Raw genomic sequence first — 16,176 nt, 5'->3', positions numbered from 1 at the left:
TGGAAGGCATATGAAAGGACATCATGTCGCGGACGAATGGGATTCAAGCAGCGTTCAGCGGTGCCCGGATCGGCCCCTTCGCGAGCTTTCAGTCAAGCATGAACAACGCATCATTGCTGAACTGCGCTTCAAACCGATTGGCCGGCATCGGCCGGCCGAACAGGTAGCCCTGGACTTCATCGCAGCCATGCTCGCGCAGAAAGTCCAGCTGCTCGTGGGTCTCGACGCCCTCGGCGATCACCGCCAGGTTGAGGCTATGGGCCATGGCAATGATCGCCCGGGCGATCTGGGCGTCCTGCTCGCCGGACGGCAGGCCGTCGACAAAGGTGCGGTCGATCTTCAGCACATCGATGGGGAATTGCTTGAGGTAGTTGAGCGACGAATAACCGGTGCCGAAGTCATCCACGGCGATGCTCAGGCCTAGGTTCTTCAGCCCGGCCAGGATCTGCATCGCCTCACTGACTTCGCGCATCAGGATACTTTCGGTCAGTTCCAGCTCCAGGCAAGCCGGCGGCAGACCGGTGCTGCGCAGGATGTTGGCGATGCGCGTGCCGAGCAGGCCGTCGGAGAACTGCCGGGCCGAAATATTGACCGAGACTTTCGGCACCCGGACCTTGGCCTGGTGCCAGGTCTTGAGTTGCCGACAGGCTTCGTCGATGACCCAGTCACCGACATCCACCACCAGCCCGAGCTCCTCCAGTACCGGGATGAAGTCCCCCGGCGGCACCAACCCGCGTCGCGGATGGCGCCAGCGCAGCAGGGCTTCGGCGCCAGTCAAACGTTTGCCATCGCCGCTGAACTGCGGTTGGTAATACAGCACGAACTCATTCTGCTCCAGGGCATGGCGCAGGTCGCTTTCCAGTTCCAGCCGCTCCAGGGCGCTGGCGTTCATGTCGGCCTGGTAGAACTGGAAGTTGTTCTTGCCACGCTCCTTGGCGTGATACATGGCGGTGTCGGCGTTTTTCATCAACTGGCTCAGCTCGTTGCCGTCCTGAGGGCTCAGGGCGATACCGATACTGGCGGTGACGAAAAACTCCCGACCTTCGAGCACGAATGGCCTGACCAGGCTGGCGAGGATCTGTTCGGCCACGGTAATCGCCCGGTTCAGTGCCATCTCGCGACTGGCGCGCGGTTGCAGCAACAGGGTGAATTCGTCGCCGCCCATGCGCGCCACGGTGTCGTCATCGGCGACGCAACCGAGCAGTCGCGTGGCCATCTCCTTGAGCATCCGGTCGCCGGCGGCGTGGCCCAGGGAGTCGTTGATCGGTTTGAAGCGGTCCAGGTCGAGGAACATCAGCACCACCCAGTTCTTCTGCCGCTCGGCCGATTGCAACGCGGTGTGCAGGCGATCCTGGAACAGCGTGCGGTTGGGCAGGTGGGTGAGGGCGTCGTAGTAGGCCAGGCGATGGATCCGCTGCTCGCTGGCCTTGCGTTCGCTGATGTCGCTGAAGAAGCACACGTAACTGGCCAGGTCGCCTTCGTCATCCAGCACGGCGGTGATGCCGACCCACGCCGGGTAGTGCTCGCCATTGCGCCGCTTGAGCCAGACTTCGCCTTCCCAGGTGCTGTGCTGCTGCAACTGCTTGAGCACGTAGCGCAGGTGAGCTTCCTGTTGCTCGTCGACGGTCAGCATGTTGGGCAACTGGTCCAGCACTTGCGACACCGCATAACCGCTGACACGGCTGAAGGCTTCGTTGGCCTGGACAATATAGCCGGCCGGGTCGGTGATCAGGATCGCCGAGGTCGAATGCTCGAATACCGTGGCGGCCATGCGCAGGTCTTTTTCAGCGCGCCGCTGCTGACTGATGTCGCGGCCCACGCCGAGCACGCCTTCGAATGCGCCGTGTTCATCCCACACCAGCACCAGCCGCAATTCGATGGGGATCTTGCGTCCGTCGGCACGCAGGCAGTCGAACAGGAACAGCTGGGTCTGCAGCTGGTTGCGCAGCTCGGCCAGTTGCTCGGGACTGTCGAGGGCCTTGCTGACCCGCTCCATCAGGGCATAGATGCCGGTCAATTGCTGCGGATTGGCGATGGTCGATTGCCAGCCGTTCTGGAAGATCCAGTCCGCGTTATAGCCAAGCACGGCTTGCACTGATGGGCTGACGTAGTTGAGCGAGAGCTTGTTGTCGGTGGAGAAAATTACGTCGCTGATGCTTTCGGCGAGCATCCGGTAGCGTTGTTCGCTGTCACGCAGCGATTCGCTGGCTTCGATCTGTTCGGTGATGTCCTTGGCCACGCCGATGATCCGTGTCACCTGGTCGTAGTGGTCGCGGGCCAGGGCTTGCTCGCGAATATCGAAGCGCCGCCATTTGCCATTGCGATGACGAAAGCGCAGCTGGCATTGCAGCAATTGGGCATAACCGGCCTGCCGTTGCTGCTGGCGCAGGCAGTGGTAATGATCGGCGTCTTCGTTATGCAGCAGGATTTCCCAGAAGTATTCGCCCATCTGTTGCAGTTCGGTGCGGTCGTACCCCAGGGTCTGGCCCAGGTGATGGTTGCTGAAGATCATCCGCTGGCTGATGACGTCCTGCACGTAAAGATGATCCGGCACGGTGCGTACCACGTCGGACCAGAAGCCTTCTCGCTCAAGCAGCGAGAGCTCGATCAGTTTGCGGCTGGTGATGTCGCTGATACTGAGGATGACGGCGTTATAGTCTTGCTGTTTTTCCGGCAGGCGCAGGACCAGCCACAGGTGTTGATCGCGGCCGTGGGCATCCTGGAGCTTGATTTCCAGTTCCAGTTGTTTGTGCGGGTCGAGCAGCGCTTCGAGCAGTTTCGAGCCAATCGGGTTGTTGCCTTCTTGCCCCTTGCCGACCAGCAATTGCCAGGCCTGCTCGCAGGTGTCGACGTTGAGCAGCTTCAACGCCATCTGATTGACTTCGGTGACGTGCATTTCCTGGCGCAGTTGCTCGAGCTGGTGCGGATGTTCCACCCAGGTGCGCAATTGATCGCCATTGTGCAGGCCGGCCTGCTCAAAAAATGCCTTGAGCCCCGACAGGTCAAGCACGCACAGGGCCACGCCGGTGCCTTCGAAAATATCCTGGTAGCGCCGACGACCTTCGTGCAACTGGCGCTGGCGCCGGCGCATGTTCAATAGCGCGATCACCGGCAACAGCGAAAACGCCAGGCCCAGCAGGCATTTGCCGATGAAGGCCGGTAGCAGTTGTTCGAGCACCTGGCGTCGGTCGAATAGCCCGCGCAGTTGCCAGTCGCTGCTGCTCAAGGGCACGGTCAGCACCGTGTTGCTCAGATCATCCGGCGATAGACGGGTGGCGTTGGCCGAGGGCAGCCCCTCGTCGCGACTGATGATCTGTTGGGTGAGGCGGTTTTCCACCAGCCACAGCGGGCGCAGGCCCACATCGGCCTGTTTGGTCAGGGTCGAGAAAAAGCTCGGGGTCAGGCGCAGGGCCCAGTAGCCCCGGCCGCTACCGGTGGCCTGATGCAACAGTAGATGCACCACGGAGCCGTCTTCGGCATTGCTGAAATAGTGCGCCTGGGCACGGCTGCGGCGTACCAGTTCACCCAGGTAGTCGGCGTCCCGGCTGGCGGGGTCGCTGTCGCTGAGCACCTTGCCGGACGGGCTCAGCAACGCCAGGCTGCGTAGATCGGGCAACGACTGCTGGAGTTTGCGCAATAGGGCCTGCTGTTCGTCGGTACTTTGCGGTTGCTCGACGATCGGTAGCAGATTGAGGGCGATTTGCGCGTTCAGGGCCATGTTCAGGCTGACTTGCGCGGCCAGGTCGGCGGTGTATTCGATGGTGTACTGGCGCTGTTGCTGCTGGGTTTCGCGCAGTTGGTCGAGCAACTGCCAGAAGAGCAATCCGAGCAACAGCAGCACCAGCGTGGCCAGTGCGCTCTTCAGTGTCCCGCGCAGGGGGGAGCCGGGCACAGCAGTCGGTGCGCGTGGGGACAGGGGCGGCGTGACGTTGGACAAGCTGTAATCCTGCGGTTTGCTGGACTGGCGCGACACGCACTATAAGCCGGACGCCCGAAGGGCGGCTAGCATGCCTTGACTTGTGGCAAAGTGCCAGTCCCTGGCGGCTGGACCTTGACCGACGGTTGAGGTAGCTTTGCCGGTCAAACAAGAGCGTTCCAGCTCCAGATTCCCAGGCTCTATCCGCCCGCAGGCATTGATGACCATCAAGTGCCGGCGCCGCGCATGGCCTGGCTCGTTCTTTTCACCTGTCACTGACGCTAGGTTCACCATGGCTCAATACGTCTTTACCATGCATCGGCTGAGCAAAGTTGTTCCGCCGAAGCGGGAAATCCTGAAAAATATTTCACTCTCGTTCTTCCCCGGCGCCAAGATCGGCGTGCTGGGCCTCAACGGCTCGGGTAAGTCCACGCTGCTGAAAATCATGGCCGGGGTCGATAACGAATTCGACGGCGAAGCCCGTCCGATGCCGGACCTGAATATCGGCTACCTGCCTCAGGAGCCTCAGCTGGACCCGACCAAGACCGTGCGTGAAGTGGTCGAGGAAGCGGTCAGCGTGATCAAGGACGCCCAGGCGCGCCTGGACGAGGTCTACGCCGCCTACGCCGATCCGGATGCCGACTTTGACAAGCTGGCCGCTGAGCAGGCCAAGCTTGAAGCGATCCTGCAGGCCAGTGATGGCCACAACCTGGAGCGCCAGTTGGAAGTCGCCGCCGATGCGTTGCGCCTGCCGGCCTGGGACGCGAAGGTCGAACACCTGTCTGGCGGTGAGAAACGCCGCGTAGCCCTGTGCCGCCTGCTGCTGTCCGCCCCGGACATGCTGCTGCTCGACGAACCGACCAACCACCTGGACGCCGACTCCGTCGCCTGGCTCGAACACTTCCTGCACGATTTCCCGGGCACCGTGGTTGCGATCACGCACGACCGTTACTTCCTCGACAACGTCGCCGGCTGGATCCTGGAACTCGACCGCGGCGCGGGTATTCCGTACGAGGGCAACTATTCGGGCTGGTTGGAAGCCAAGTCCGATCGTCTGGCCCAGGAATCCAAGCAGCAGTCGGCCCATGAAAAAGCCATGAAGGAAGAACTGGAGTGGGTGCGCAAAGGCGCCAAGGCCCGCCAGTCCAAATCCAAGGCACGCCTGCAACGCTTCGAGGAAATGCAATCCCAGGAATTCCAGAAGCGCAGCGAAACCAACGAGATCTACATCCCGGCCGGTCCGCGCCTGGGTGACAAGGTCATCGAATTCAAGAATGTCTCCAAGGGCTATGGCGACCGCGTGCTGATCGACAACTTGTCGTTCTCCATGCCCAAAGGCGCCATCGTCGGCGTGATCGGTGGTAACGGCGCGGGTAAATCCACGCTGTTCCGTATGCTGATGGGCAAGGAAACACCGGATTCGGGCAGCATCGAAATCGGCGAAACCGTGCAATTGGCCTGCGTCGACCAGAGCCGCGAAGACCTGGACGGCAGCAAGACCGTGTTCCAGCAGATTTCCGACGGCTCCGACCAGATCCGCATCGGCAACTATGAAATTCCGTCGCGCACCTACGTGGGCCGCTTCAACTTCAAGGGCGGCGACCAGCAGAAGTTCGTCAAGGACCTGTCCGGTGGTGAGCGCGGTCGCTTGCACCTGGCGTTGACCTTGAAGGAGGGTGGCAACGTCCTGCTGCTCGACGAACCGTCCAACGACCTCGACGTCGAAACCCTGCGTTCCCTGGAAGAAGCCCTGCTGGACTTCCCGGGCGCCGCCATTGTGATCTCCCACGATCGGTGGTTCCTTGACCGCGTGGCGACCCACATCCTGGCGTACGAAGACGACTCGCAAGCGGTGTTCTTCGAAGGTAACTACACCGAGTACGAAGCCGATCGCAAGAAACGCCTCGGCGAAGCGGCTGCCCAACCGCACCGTGTACGGCACAAGAAACTGGCCTGATTCGCGGTCAGTTGCATAAAAAACGGAGCCTTCGAAGGCTCCGTTTTTTTATGGGCGCTGCAAATTCCCTGTGGGAGCGGGCTTACTCGCGAAGGCGTCGGATAAGCAAGCATTGTGGTTGACTGACCCAGCGCTTTCGCGAGCAATTCCGCTCCCACAAGGTATGTGGCTGTTTTTATCCCGCGGATTGCTTCGCGAAATCGAGCGAAAGAATATTTGGAAGGGTCGGATCCATCTGGTACAGCAAGGCATAGCCTGCACCGGTTATTCCAGTCAACAGACTGACATCGGGCACCCGATCACTGTCGAGATAGGGCCCTTCGAAAAATTGCCGGGAGACTTCGTCAAGTGCCTCTCTGACTCTGTTCATACCCTCGGGGTTATCTGAATGCCGATACAGGTCATACAGGCAGAGCAGATTGCCGAAATCGCCATGGCAAAGGTTGTAGCCCTCGCCAAACCCGTGTTGCCAGAGATTGTTCTCGCATCGCTGTATATCGTCGAGCACGGTCTGCCTGGTCGCTTCATCCAGGGCGTCCCCCATCGACTCCATGAGCTGTCGTCTGGCGATGAGGATGCCTCCGTCGCCGTGGCACCACTTGGAGGTATGGTCCGCCGGCCCGAGGTTGCGCAGGTCCAGCCAGAAACCATCCCGACTCAAGCGGTTTTCACCCTCGAGTACCTGGATGGCCAAAGGCACCAGCGTCGCATCGCCGGTCACGTCATAGGCTTTGCACAGGGCATGGATGACGCCCGAGAGGCCGTGGGACAAGCCCGTCAGAATGACAGAGCGGTCATCGCGTCGTAGAAGCTGGCCATCTTCAATCAGGATTTGGTCTTTTATGTAGTCGACCATGCGTTGTATGGCCGGCAACACGTCCTCCTGTACCGATAACGCATGGATATTGGCCAGCAGTGTCACCGCACCACAACAACCTCCCAGGAAGTCGAAATCATAGTGTTCAGGAGGCACTTCAATCAGCTGGGTCAGCAGGCCGGCAATTTTTTCATCGTGACTGGCGTCTCCAGTGACCTGGCGACGATTGATGAGCAGATAGATGTAAGCCCCCAGCCCGTGATACGCACTGACCGTCAAATCGGTTTTGAAAAAGCCGAAGCGTTGTTCCAGTGAGTCCAGGACCTGATCCAGGCACGATAGAAAGCGCGGTTTGCCGCTCACTTTAAACAGGCTCAGGTAAAACAAGCCAATCCCGGCGATGCCGGAGTACACCCCGTGATCCATTGGCGACGGGTATTTTCTCTGCGTCGTGGGGTGCATATGGAAAGACAGCCAGCTTACATCCTCTGCTGCGCCCACTATCGCGAGTTCCTCGAGGCGGGAACTGATGCTCAGAATCGCGTCGAGGGGCTTCTTTTCAAGGTTCGCCAGCGTTTGCTTGATAAGCGATGGCGGATGTCCATTCGGTTCTGGGAACAAACAGATTTCGAGCAAGGTGCGTTGCAAGGCCCAGTCTTTGTGGGACAGGTTGGCTATTTTCTGTAGGCAGCTTTCCAGCGGGGGCTTCACGGCCGCCATCGGTATTGTTTCACCCTGTGCGCTCGTAAAATAGTTGGCGTTCAGCGGCATGGTAAAGCACGGAATGCTGGACCTTTGCAGGTCGGCTATTTCATAGCGGGGAATGCCCTTTTCCCGATAGGGTTCTTTCAAATCTTTCCACAAGGTCGCGAGCAGAAGTTCTCTGTCGAGCATGTTTTGCATAAAACGTGGGTGACGGATCAGCCCGATGAAGTCAGCGTAGCGTTGAGAGTTTTTCAGCAACACCCGGGTCGACAGTTCGCCTGCGGCTTGTTCAAGCTTCTGCATGATCGCGTGCCGGTGAACCATGAGTCCGCCATAGGCATATTCAAAGCCTTGGAGAAGCTCTGCTTTATAAGCTTGGGCCCCCTTGCGCTCACCCTGCAAAAGCGGCAAGTGTTTTTGCATCAGGTGGTGTTCGAATTCGACTTTACGCAGATGGTAAAAGCCACCGTCGAAAACCAGGGAATGGCGGGTCGAGATAAATAGCGCTTGTCGGGTCAGACCGCTTTGGTCGTTATTGAGTTGCTGTGAAAAGGGTACGAAGCCGCTGGAACATATCGACCGCTGGACCAATTTAAAGCTATTGGACAGTGCGCAGCCAGCGGGCAGGTCAGTGAGCAGGTCGCTGGTGGAAGCCGTGAACAAACACTCGAGGTCAATCATGACCGGACTGTTGCCGCACGCGATAATGTTTTCGTAGTGAAAGTCGATCCCATTCAATGCATGGATGACGGCTATTTGTGCCCCCATTTTTTCATAGAACAGTCCAACGTCCGCTTCGCTGTCACAAGGTAGGTTGTCGATTTTCTCTACCCAGCTATGTCGCTCGCGGCTGAGGATCCTTGGGGTGTGGATAGAAAAACAATCCGCGCCGGTCCACTCACGCAACTGTCCAAGAAGACCATAGAAAAAAATCGCCTCCCGGTTTGCTCTTGGCTTGTAGACCAATGAAGTCGTGCTGATTTTGACTTGGCAGACCGTTTCGCCGCGACCATGGGGGTCACCCAGGCCAAGCTCGATAGCTTCGATTTTCCGGGACGGGATCGAAAATTCCCGCACCAGCGCTTCAGCATCGTCGGCGAAGTTGTGAATGACTGCATAAAGGTAATGGAGGGTGTCTTCCAGCAGATCAAACAGCAGTGTCGCCAGCACTGGGTAGGATTCGAAAAATTTCAGCAGCGGCAACGTGCGCAGATGCTCATTGAATCCGTTCAAGTCAATGTCATCAGCGTTCGCAATCCGTGTATTCAAATAATGGACCAGGCTCTGCTCCGCCGTGCGTTCAACCCGGGCCAGGACATAGCGTTCAAGGCTTGCAAACAACGCGGGTTCATCAATGTGCGTTGACGCATTCAAATAGCGCTCATCTGCCTTGAAGGTGTCGACGAAATAAAGAAAAAAACGATAGCTGAACCAATAAAAATTACCCGTGCCGCCTGAGCTTTCTTTTGTTTCGACATTAATGCTGTCGAGGCGAGCAAGCTTATCCCTAAGGGCGTTCAAGGCGGTTTCGCCATCGGCGGGCAAGCACTGCTGGTTGATAGGTTCCTTGATATAGGAGAGCAGCTGCTCCCTGTTCAACCCAAAGTGATTCAGCAAGGTTTGGTCGTCAGCATGCAGACGGGTCAGGTTGTTTTCAAAAAGGGCGATGTCGCCGTCGGAAGAATATCTGTACTTCCCACGCTGATCTAACTTCAAAGCGTTAACAAGCATGCCGTAGCTCCTGGCATGGATAGAGCAGGCGATGCCTGCTCTATGTTTAAAAGTGTTGCCTGTATGGTGATAAGCTAACCGGGATTAACACATAATTGTTGAACATTCAATGGCGGTGCACGTTCCAAAGGTATTGCATTCCATTGTTGTTACCAGCATTCCGCCGATGTTGTTGGCGGGCGCTTGGTAAGCGTCGAATTCGAGATAAAAGTCACCGGACATGTTCAGGATTTTTTCGCTCATGGTATTTCCTCATCAATGATTAAACATCGCGTACAGTGACTTGTGGTCAATCGGAAGCCAGTCATTGCGCCCGAGCTGTAGGATGTAAAATGAAGTTTTTTATAAGTTGGATTAGGGGTGTCAAAGTCGTGTTGCATGGTGACTTTGAAAAGGGTAGGGGTTAGCACAAAAGAGCGGTGCACTCTGTGGTGCCGCACTCGACAATGGTCAGCGCTGCTGACTCAATGCCAAGGCTGTTAACTTGTTGGTAGGACTTGAAGTCACCGTCGAAGTCACCTGACATTGCCAGTATTTGTTCGCTCATTATGTTTCTCCTCTACTGTTGTCGCGCACCTGTTTTGGTGCGGAAAAAACAGTAGCACGCCCCTGATTTAACACCAACTTGTCGTTATGACCTTATGTTGCAGTTACATGCTGCTACAGGCATGTAATCTGCTGTCGTCACGCTCTAGTGCTAAAGCTATTTATCCGATCCTTTTGATGATGGGAAACATTTGAAATGTTTTATCGGTGCACTTAACAAGCGTCGCTTAATCAAGCGCTATCGCAATGACTTCAATGGCGAGATTCCCCAGCGGTCGTTCCCAGATCACTTCATCCCCTGCCTTCGCTCCCAACAACGCTCGCCCCAGCGGCGAGCCCCAGTTGATCAGTCCACTGGCCGCATCGGCCTGGTCCTCACCGACCAGTTGCACGCGCTGTTCGTGATCATGCTCGTCGACAAAGGTCACCCAATGTCCGATCCGCACTTGATCGGATGAAGTTGGCGCAACGACTTGCGCGCTTTGCAAACGCTGGTTGAAATAGCGCAGATCCCTTTCAATGTCCGCGATGCGCTGCTTGTCTGCCTGGTCCCCTCTGGCCGTCTGCTGGCTGTGCAGCGCCTGCAATTCGGCGACCCGGGCCTGCAATTGGGCGAGTCCGGCGGGGGTGACGTAATTGGCTTGCGCACTGACCTGGCGTTCGACCGGCTGATCGGCCTGGGCAGCGGCATTGTCTTCGTTGACGAAGGCACGACTCATGGAATTGCTCCTCTCATTGGAGTTTGGGCCATGGTCCCAGGCTTTTGGTTTCAACGGATGTCTGCAGGCGACTCACTGCGAGCGATAAGCCCGGGCGGCGTCCTGATCTTTTTGTTGCTGCCAGGCCCGTTCGCGCTCGTCCCAATGGCGTTCGCGATAGGCGTTCCGCTCCTCGCTTTCGCGCATGGCCTGGCACTGGCGGAAACCATCGCTCCAGCCCTCAGCGTAGCGTGCATCCTTGAGATAACGCGGTACGTCTTTCCTGAACTGGCCGGTGATCACCCCAGCGGCTTGTCGTCCACTGCTGCAACCGTCGTCGTAACCGTCGGCAAACGCCGGTGGATAACCTCGGGCGATCAGGTCTTCATGGGTGGTTTCACAGCCGCCGAGCAACATCAACACACCCAGTACCACTGCCACGCGCCTCATTTTCTGCCGTCCTGCCGCGTCCACTTATGCGAGAAGTCTAGAAGCGGATTCGTCAGGCCGACGTGAAAGCACTGTGATTAATCTGTTTGTCGTTTTGCCCGTGCGGCCTGGGTCAATAGTGATACCACTTCACCTCGAGCATCACCTCGTTCTCCGGCGAGGCCAGTTGGCTGAACTCCCGCTGGGCACTCAAGCGCAAGCCGAGGTTGCGGGACAACTCCCACTGTTGATTCAGGCTCAGGCTACGACGCACTTCGCCGTTGACGAAATAATCACCCTTGGCTTCCAGGCTCAGGTTGCCCAGCGGGTTTTTCCATAGCACGCCGCTGTTGAAGCCCGCGGCCGGGGCGATGAACTGGGCGAAGTCGTTGTTGTGCTCGACGCGCACCGTGCCCAGGGCAAAGCCCAGCATATCTTCGCCCAGCGCCCAGGTACCACCGGCGCCGCCGCTGACGTGGCTGACCAGGGTTTCATCATCGTGCTTGCCCGGCACCCGCTCCAGGCCGCCGGTGACCTGCCAGGACAGCGGTTGCAGCAGCTCGTTGCGCGGGGTCAGGGAGCGAATGGTCGCCAGGTCCAGTTGCTGCACTTGCCAGTCATTGCCTTCGTACTGGCGCAGTTTCAGTTGCAGGATCTCGATCTGCGCGCCCAGTGGGAAGCTCTCGCCGTTGTCGTTGAGGTCGTGGTAGGCCATGCGCAAGCCATACTCGCCAAACGCCCGGTCGCCTCGCGTGCCGAGGCCGGCCTGCCAGGTGCGCGACTCATGACCATTCTCGGGCAGGCCAGGTTGCGGGATGTCCAGCTCTGGCGCGGGGTTCTGGTTGATCGCCCGCAACAATTCGAAGCTGCGCTGGGAGCGTTGTGGATCGCGCTCCTGGCCGTTGGCCCGATAGCGCTCCAGACGATAAGCCGCATCGATGATCAGAGCCTGGCGTGCGCGCGGCAGTGCCTTGAATTCAGGGGTTTGCAGTTGCTGCTGGTCGGCGCTGACCTTTAGCACCCATTGCTGCTCATCGTCGCTGAGCGGTTCGGCGCGGCTGAGCAACTCCCGTTCGCGGGAAGGGCGATATTGGATACTTTCCACCAGCCCGGCTTCTTTCACCGCCTTGACGGTGTCGGTGGGAATCGCCGTCAGCGGGAATTGTTCGGTCAGGCGCAGGCTGGGGCGAGCCACTTGCAGCAATTCCAGCAAGCGATAGGAACAGTTTTCGTCGAAGAAAAAATAATCGAACTGAATCTGCTTGAGTTCCCAGACGTGCTCGACCATGCGCTCGGTTTCCGTCTGGCTCAGGTTCAGGCGGTATTCCCACAGGTCGCGGTTCTCCAGGCTACGGTACTCGGAGAGTTTTTCCTGGTATGGCACCAGGGCGAACAGGCCGGGATAACCGCCCATCAAGCCTTTCCAGGCGTAAAGGATGCTGTTGTCGGAGCCTTCGATGTAGGCGCCGAAATTGATCGCATAGCTGAGCAGGGCGGTCTTGTCGGTCTGCACGTCGGCCTGGTCGATGCGCAGCAAGGTGTGACCGAACATCGAGGACGGGCTGTTCAGGTACGCAGCGGGGAAAATCATCACCGCACTGTGGGGCGACACGTCCTTGAACCATTGATTGAATTCGCTGCAGTTGATGGCCGGCAGGTCGGTCAAGTTGAGCTGCGCCTTCAGCCAGCGAGTACGCGCCGGGTACACGCATTGGGCGTGTTGTTGGCCGGCGCTGGCCGGGCCGTACAAGGCGTTCAGCGTGGCGCTCAGTTCACGGTCGGGGTGTTCGTTGCCGTCGGGCGCGAGGAAGAATTTTTTGTCGCTGACATAGCTGCGCCAGCCACCCAGCTTGGCGGTTTCGTAATGGCCCAGGGAAATCCAGAATCGGTCATTGGCCAGTTGCTGCAAACGTTGAGGGTCGACATGAGGCGCGGCGGACAGCGGGGCGCACACACAGAGTGCCAGCCAGGCAAGGCGTTTGAGCATAGTCGGCTACTTGGAAAGTCGAAAAATAAAGACCGCAGGGGCCCCAAAAAGAAAACCCGCTCCCCGAGAGGAGCGAGTGGCATCGAGCTTAAGCTTGAGGCGCGTACTTGGCCAGGCGAGGGTCGCTTTTCAGCACGGCCAGGGTGTTGGTATGCACGTCTTCCGCGGTCACGTCAGCCTTGCTGAAGATCTGCTGGAAGTGCTCGTGGGTAACGGCGGAGAAATGTGCGCGATCTTCCGGCGCCACGCCCAGTACCACGGCGTAGGTGGTCAGCGCTTCGCCCTGACCCTTGGCCATGTCTTCGGACAGCTCGTTCATCATGCCATTCATGGCCAGCCAGGACTTGCCACCGTAGGTCAGTGCCGCGTTGGTCGAGCAACCGTTGGTGCCGGACGTCATGCCGAAGGTAGCGTTACCGGAGGTGCCGTTGGTGGTGGAGGCCAGGAAGTGTGCCGGGGTGCCACGCTGGCCTTCGAACAGCATGTTGCCCCAGCCGCAGTCCGGGCCACCCGGTGCCTGAGCCATGGCGTTGATGGATACAGCGGTGAAGAGAGTACCGAGAAGAATCCGTTTCATAGCTATGTTCTCTTTATGTGCATACCAAAATGGACAGGGTCTGGCACCTTCGTTCCTGTTGGGGGAGGCGCCAGTGGGCCGGTTATTGTTCCAGCCGCGCAATTTGGAGTTTAGGCACGATCCGAGGGTTCCGTGACATTTTGCAAAAACTATCCTTTAAGTCATGAATTTACCGGGTCCGGCCCGGGCTGTACCCCTCGACTATGCTTTGGCCTGAGGCGCTCCTTGCCAGTCAGGTACAGGCGGCGCCAGAATGCCGCTATCTGCCCCGCCTGATGTAAGGAAGCCCGATGCCTGATCCTGTTGCTGCCAGCTTGCGTCTAGCGCCCGAAGCGCTGACTCGTCCGTTTTCCGCTGAACAGTTCAGCTTCTCTACCACCAATGATCTGGAGCCCTTCCGCGGTGTGCTTGGCCAGGAACGTGCGGTCGAAGCCTTGCAGTTCGGCGTGGCCATGCCGCGCCCCGGTTACAACGTATTTGTGATGGGAGAGCCCGGCACTGGCCGGTTTTCGTTCGTCAAACGCTACCTCAAGGCCGAAGGCAAGCGCCTGCAGACCCCGGCTGACTGGGTCTACGTCAACAACTTCGATGAGCCCCGCGAACCCCGTGCCCTGGAACTGCCGTCGGGCACCGCGGGTGCGTTCATCACCGACATCAACGGCCTGATCGACAACCTGCTGGCAACCTTCCCGGCGGTGTTCGAGCACCCGTCCTACCAGCAGAAAAAAAGCGCCATCGACCGCGCCTTCAACCAGCGCTACGACCGAGCCCTCGATGTGATCGAACGCCTGGCGCTGGAGAAGGATGTCGCGCTGTACCGTGACAGCAGCAACATCGCCTTCACGCCAATGAGCGACGGCAAAGCCCTGGATGAGGCGGAATTTGCCCAATTGCCCGAGGCCGAGCGCGAGCGTTTCCATGATGACATCTCGACCCTGGAAGAGCGCCTGAACGAAGAGCTCGCCAGCCTGCCGCAGTGGAAGCGCGAGTCGAGCAACCAGTTGCGCCATCTCAACGAAGAAACCATCACCCTGGCCCTGCAACCGTTGCTGGCGCCATTGTCGGAAAAGTACGCCGAGAACGCGGCCGTCTGTGGCTACCTGCAAGCGATGCAGGTCTATCTGCTCAAGACCGTGGTCGAGCAATTGGTGGACGACAGCAAGACTGACGCCATCGCCCGCAAGCTGCTGGAAGAGCAATACGCCCCGAGCCTGGTGGTCGGTCATCCGTCCAGCGGTGGCGCGCCCGTGGTGTTCGAGCCACACCCGACCTACGACAACCTGTTCGGCCGCATCGAATACAGCACCGACCAGGGCGCGCTCTACACCACCTACCGACAGCTGCGTCCGGGCGCCTTGCACCGGGCCAATGGCGGTTTCCTGATTCTTGAAGCGGAAAAAATGCTCGGCGAGCCGTTCGTATGGGATGCGCTCAAGCGTGCCCTGCAATCGCGCAAGCTGAAAATGGAGTCGCCGCTGGGGGAACTCGGTCGGTTGGCCACGGTGACCCTGACACCGCAGCACATTCCGTTACAGGTCAAGGTCGTGATTATCGGCGCCCGCCAGCTCTACTACGCCTTGCAGGACCTGGATCCGGACTTCCAGGAAATGTTTCGCGTGCTGGTGGATTTCGACGAAGACATCCCGATGGGCGACGAGAGCCTGGAGCAGTTCGCCCAGTTGCTCAAGACCCGCACTTCGGAAGAGGGCATGGCCCCGCTGACCGCCGATGCGGTGGCGCGCCTGGCCACTTACAGTGCCCGGCTGGCCGAACACCAGGGACGCTTGTCGGCGCGTATCGGCGACTTGTTCCAACTGGTCAGCGAGGCGGATTTCATTCGCCAGCTGGCCGGTGACGAGATGACCGACGCCGGCCATATCGAACGCGCGCTCAAGGCCAAGGCCACGCGCACCGGGCGTGTCTCGGCGCGGATCCTCGACGACATGCTGGCGGGGATCATCCTGATCGACACCGATGGCGCGGCCGTGGGCAAGTGCAACGGCTTGACGGTGTTGGAAGTGGGCGACTCGGCCTTTGGTGTACCGGCGCGGATCTCCGCCACGGTGTATCCCGGCGGCAGCGGTATCGTGGACATCGAGCGGGAGGTCAACCTCGGCCAGCCGATCCACTCCAAGGGCGTGATGATTCTCACCGGTTACCTGGGCAGTCGTTATGCCCAGGAATTCCCGTTGGCGATCTCGGCCAGCATCGCCCTGGAGCAGTCCTACGGTTATGTGGACGGCGATAGCGCGTCCCTGGGCGAGGCGTGCACGCTGATTTCGGCCTTGTCGAAAACGCCGTTGAAGCAGTGCTTCGCCATCACCGGCTCGATCAACCAGTTCGGTGAAGTGCAGGCAGTGGGTGGGGTCAACGAGAAGATCGAAGGCTTCTTCCGCCTCTGTGAAGCCCGTGGGCTGACCGGTGAGCAGGGGGCGATCATTCCCCAGGCCAACGTCGCCACCCTGATGCTTGACGAGAAAGTGCTGGCCGCCGTACGCGCCGGGCAGTTCCACGTCTACGCCGTGCGCCAGGCCGACGAAGCCCTGAGCCTGCTGGTGGGTGAGCCTGCCGGTGAGCCGGATGAAAACGGCGAATTCCCGGAGGGCAGCGTCAACGCCCGGGTGGTGGAGCGACTGCGAGTCATTGCGGAGATGATCAGCGAAGACGACATCAAGGAAGCGGAAAAGGAACTGGCGCAGCAGGCATTGGTGGAGGCGAAGCCGGCTTGATGCTTTCCTGATCGTTAGTAAGTCCAATGTGGGAGCGAGTCTGTGGGAGCAAAGCTTGCTCGCGATAGCGGTTTTACAGCCAAC

10 protein-coding genes are annotated in these 16,176 nt (G+C 59.1%); 2 read left to right on the top strand and 8 right to left on the bottom strand.

The features are described from left to right. Window positions 1-88: 88 nt before the first annotated feature. Window positions 89-3,937 carry a sensor domain-containing protein gene (locus EPZ47_RS25620; RefSeq protein ID WP_135847260.1) on the bottom strand — a complete coding sequence of 1,283 codons (3,849 nt, stop codon included), beginning with the start codon at window positions 3,935-3,937 and terminating at the stop codon, window positions 89-91. Between the two features lie 271 nt (window positions 3,938-4,208). On the opposite strand from EPZ47_RS25620, the gene ettA reads away from it, so the two are divergent. Continuing rightward, window positions 4,209-5,873 carry an energy-dependent translational throttle protein EttA gene (ettA, locus tag EPZ47_RS25615; RefSeq protein WP_135847259.1) on the top strand — a complete coding sequence of 555 codons (1,665 nt, stop codon included), beginning with the start codon at window positions 4,209-4,211 and terminating at the stop codon, window positions 5,871-5,873. A gap of 175 nt (window positions 5,874-6,048) precedes the next feature. Here the strand turns inward: ettA and lanM are convergent, their stop codons facing one another. The 7 genes from lanM to EPZ47_RS25585 form a co-directional block, all read right to left on the bottom strand. Further along, complete coding sequence (gene lanM, locus EPZ47_RS25605) at window positions 6,049-9,126, bottom strand: type 2 lanthipeptide synthetase LanM (RefSeq protein ID WP_135847257.1); 3,078 nt, start codon at window positions 9,124-9,126, stop codon at window positions 6,049-6,051. Window positions 9,127-9,210: 84 nt separating this feature from the next. Then, window positions 9,211-9,369, bottom strand: a complete 159-nt coding sequence (locus EPZ47_RS30280; RefSeq protein WP_178084281.1) for a hypothetical protein — start codon at window positions 9,367-9,369, stop codon at window positions 9,211-9,213. A gap of 160 nt (window positions 9,370-9,529) precedes the next feature. Continuing rightward, on the bottom strand, window positions 9,530-9,673 hold the full coding sequence (locus tag EPZ47_RS30275; protein ID WP_178084280.1) for a hypothetical protein: 144 nt from the start codon (window positions 9,671-9,673) through the stop codon (window positions 9,530-9,532). A 226-nt stretch (window positions 9,674-9,899) separates the two neighbouring features. After that, on the bottom strand, window positions 9,900-10,391 hold the full coding sequence (locus tag EPZ47_RS25600; RefSeq protein WP_135847256.1) for a GreA/GreB family elongation factor: 492 nt from the start codon (window positions 10,389-10,391) through the stop codon (window positions 9,900-9,902). Between the two features lie 72 nt (window positions 10,392-10,463). Next, complete coding sequence (locus tag EPZ47_RS25595; RefSeq protein WP_135847255.1) at window positions 10,464-10,820, bottom strand: hypothetical protein; 357 nt, start codon at window positions 10,818-10,820, stop codon at window positions 10,464-10,466. A 112-nt stretch (window positions 10,821-10,932) separates the two neighbouring features. Next, on the bottom strand, window positions 10,933-12,786 hold the full coding sequence (locus EPZ47_RS25590; protein WP_135847254.1) for an Lnb N-terminal periplasmic domain-containing protein: 1,854 nt from the start codon (window positions 12,784-12,786) through the stop codon (window positions 10,933-10,935). Between the two features lie 88 nt (window positions 12,787-12,874). Next, window positions 12,875-13,363 carry a DUF3015 domain-containing protein gene (locus tag EPZ47_RS25585; RefSeq protein ID WP_135847253.1) on the bottom strand — a complete coding sequence of 163 codons (489 nt, stop codon included), beginning with the start codon at window positions 13,361-13,363 and terminating at the stop codon, window positions 12,875-12,877. Window positions 13,364-13,653: 290 nt separating this feature from the next. Here EPZ47_RS25585 and EPZ47_RS25580 point away from each other — a divergent pair, with 290 nt between their 5' ends. Beyond that, a complete protein-coding gene (locus EPZ47_RS25580; RefSeq protein WP_135847252.1) occupies window positions 13,654-16,092 on the top strand; it encodes a Lon protease family protein in 2,439 nt (812 codons plus the stop codon). Window positions 16,093-16,176: the final 84 nt, after the last annotated feature.

Source organism: Pseudomonas viciae (genome assembly GCF_004786035.1).
Classification (GTDB): Bacteria; Pseudomonadota; Gammaproteobacteria; order Pseudomonadales; family Pseudomonadaceae; genus Aquipseudomonas; species Aquipseudomonas viciae.
Note: the sequence above shows the minus strand (reverse complement) of the source record. Positions and strands in the feature narration are given on the sequence as shown.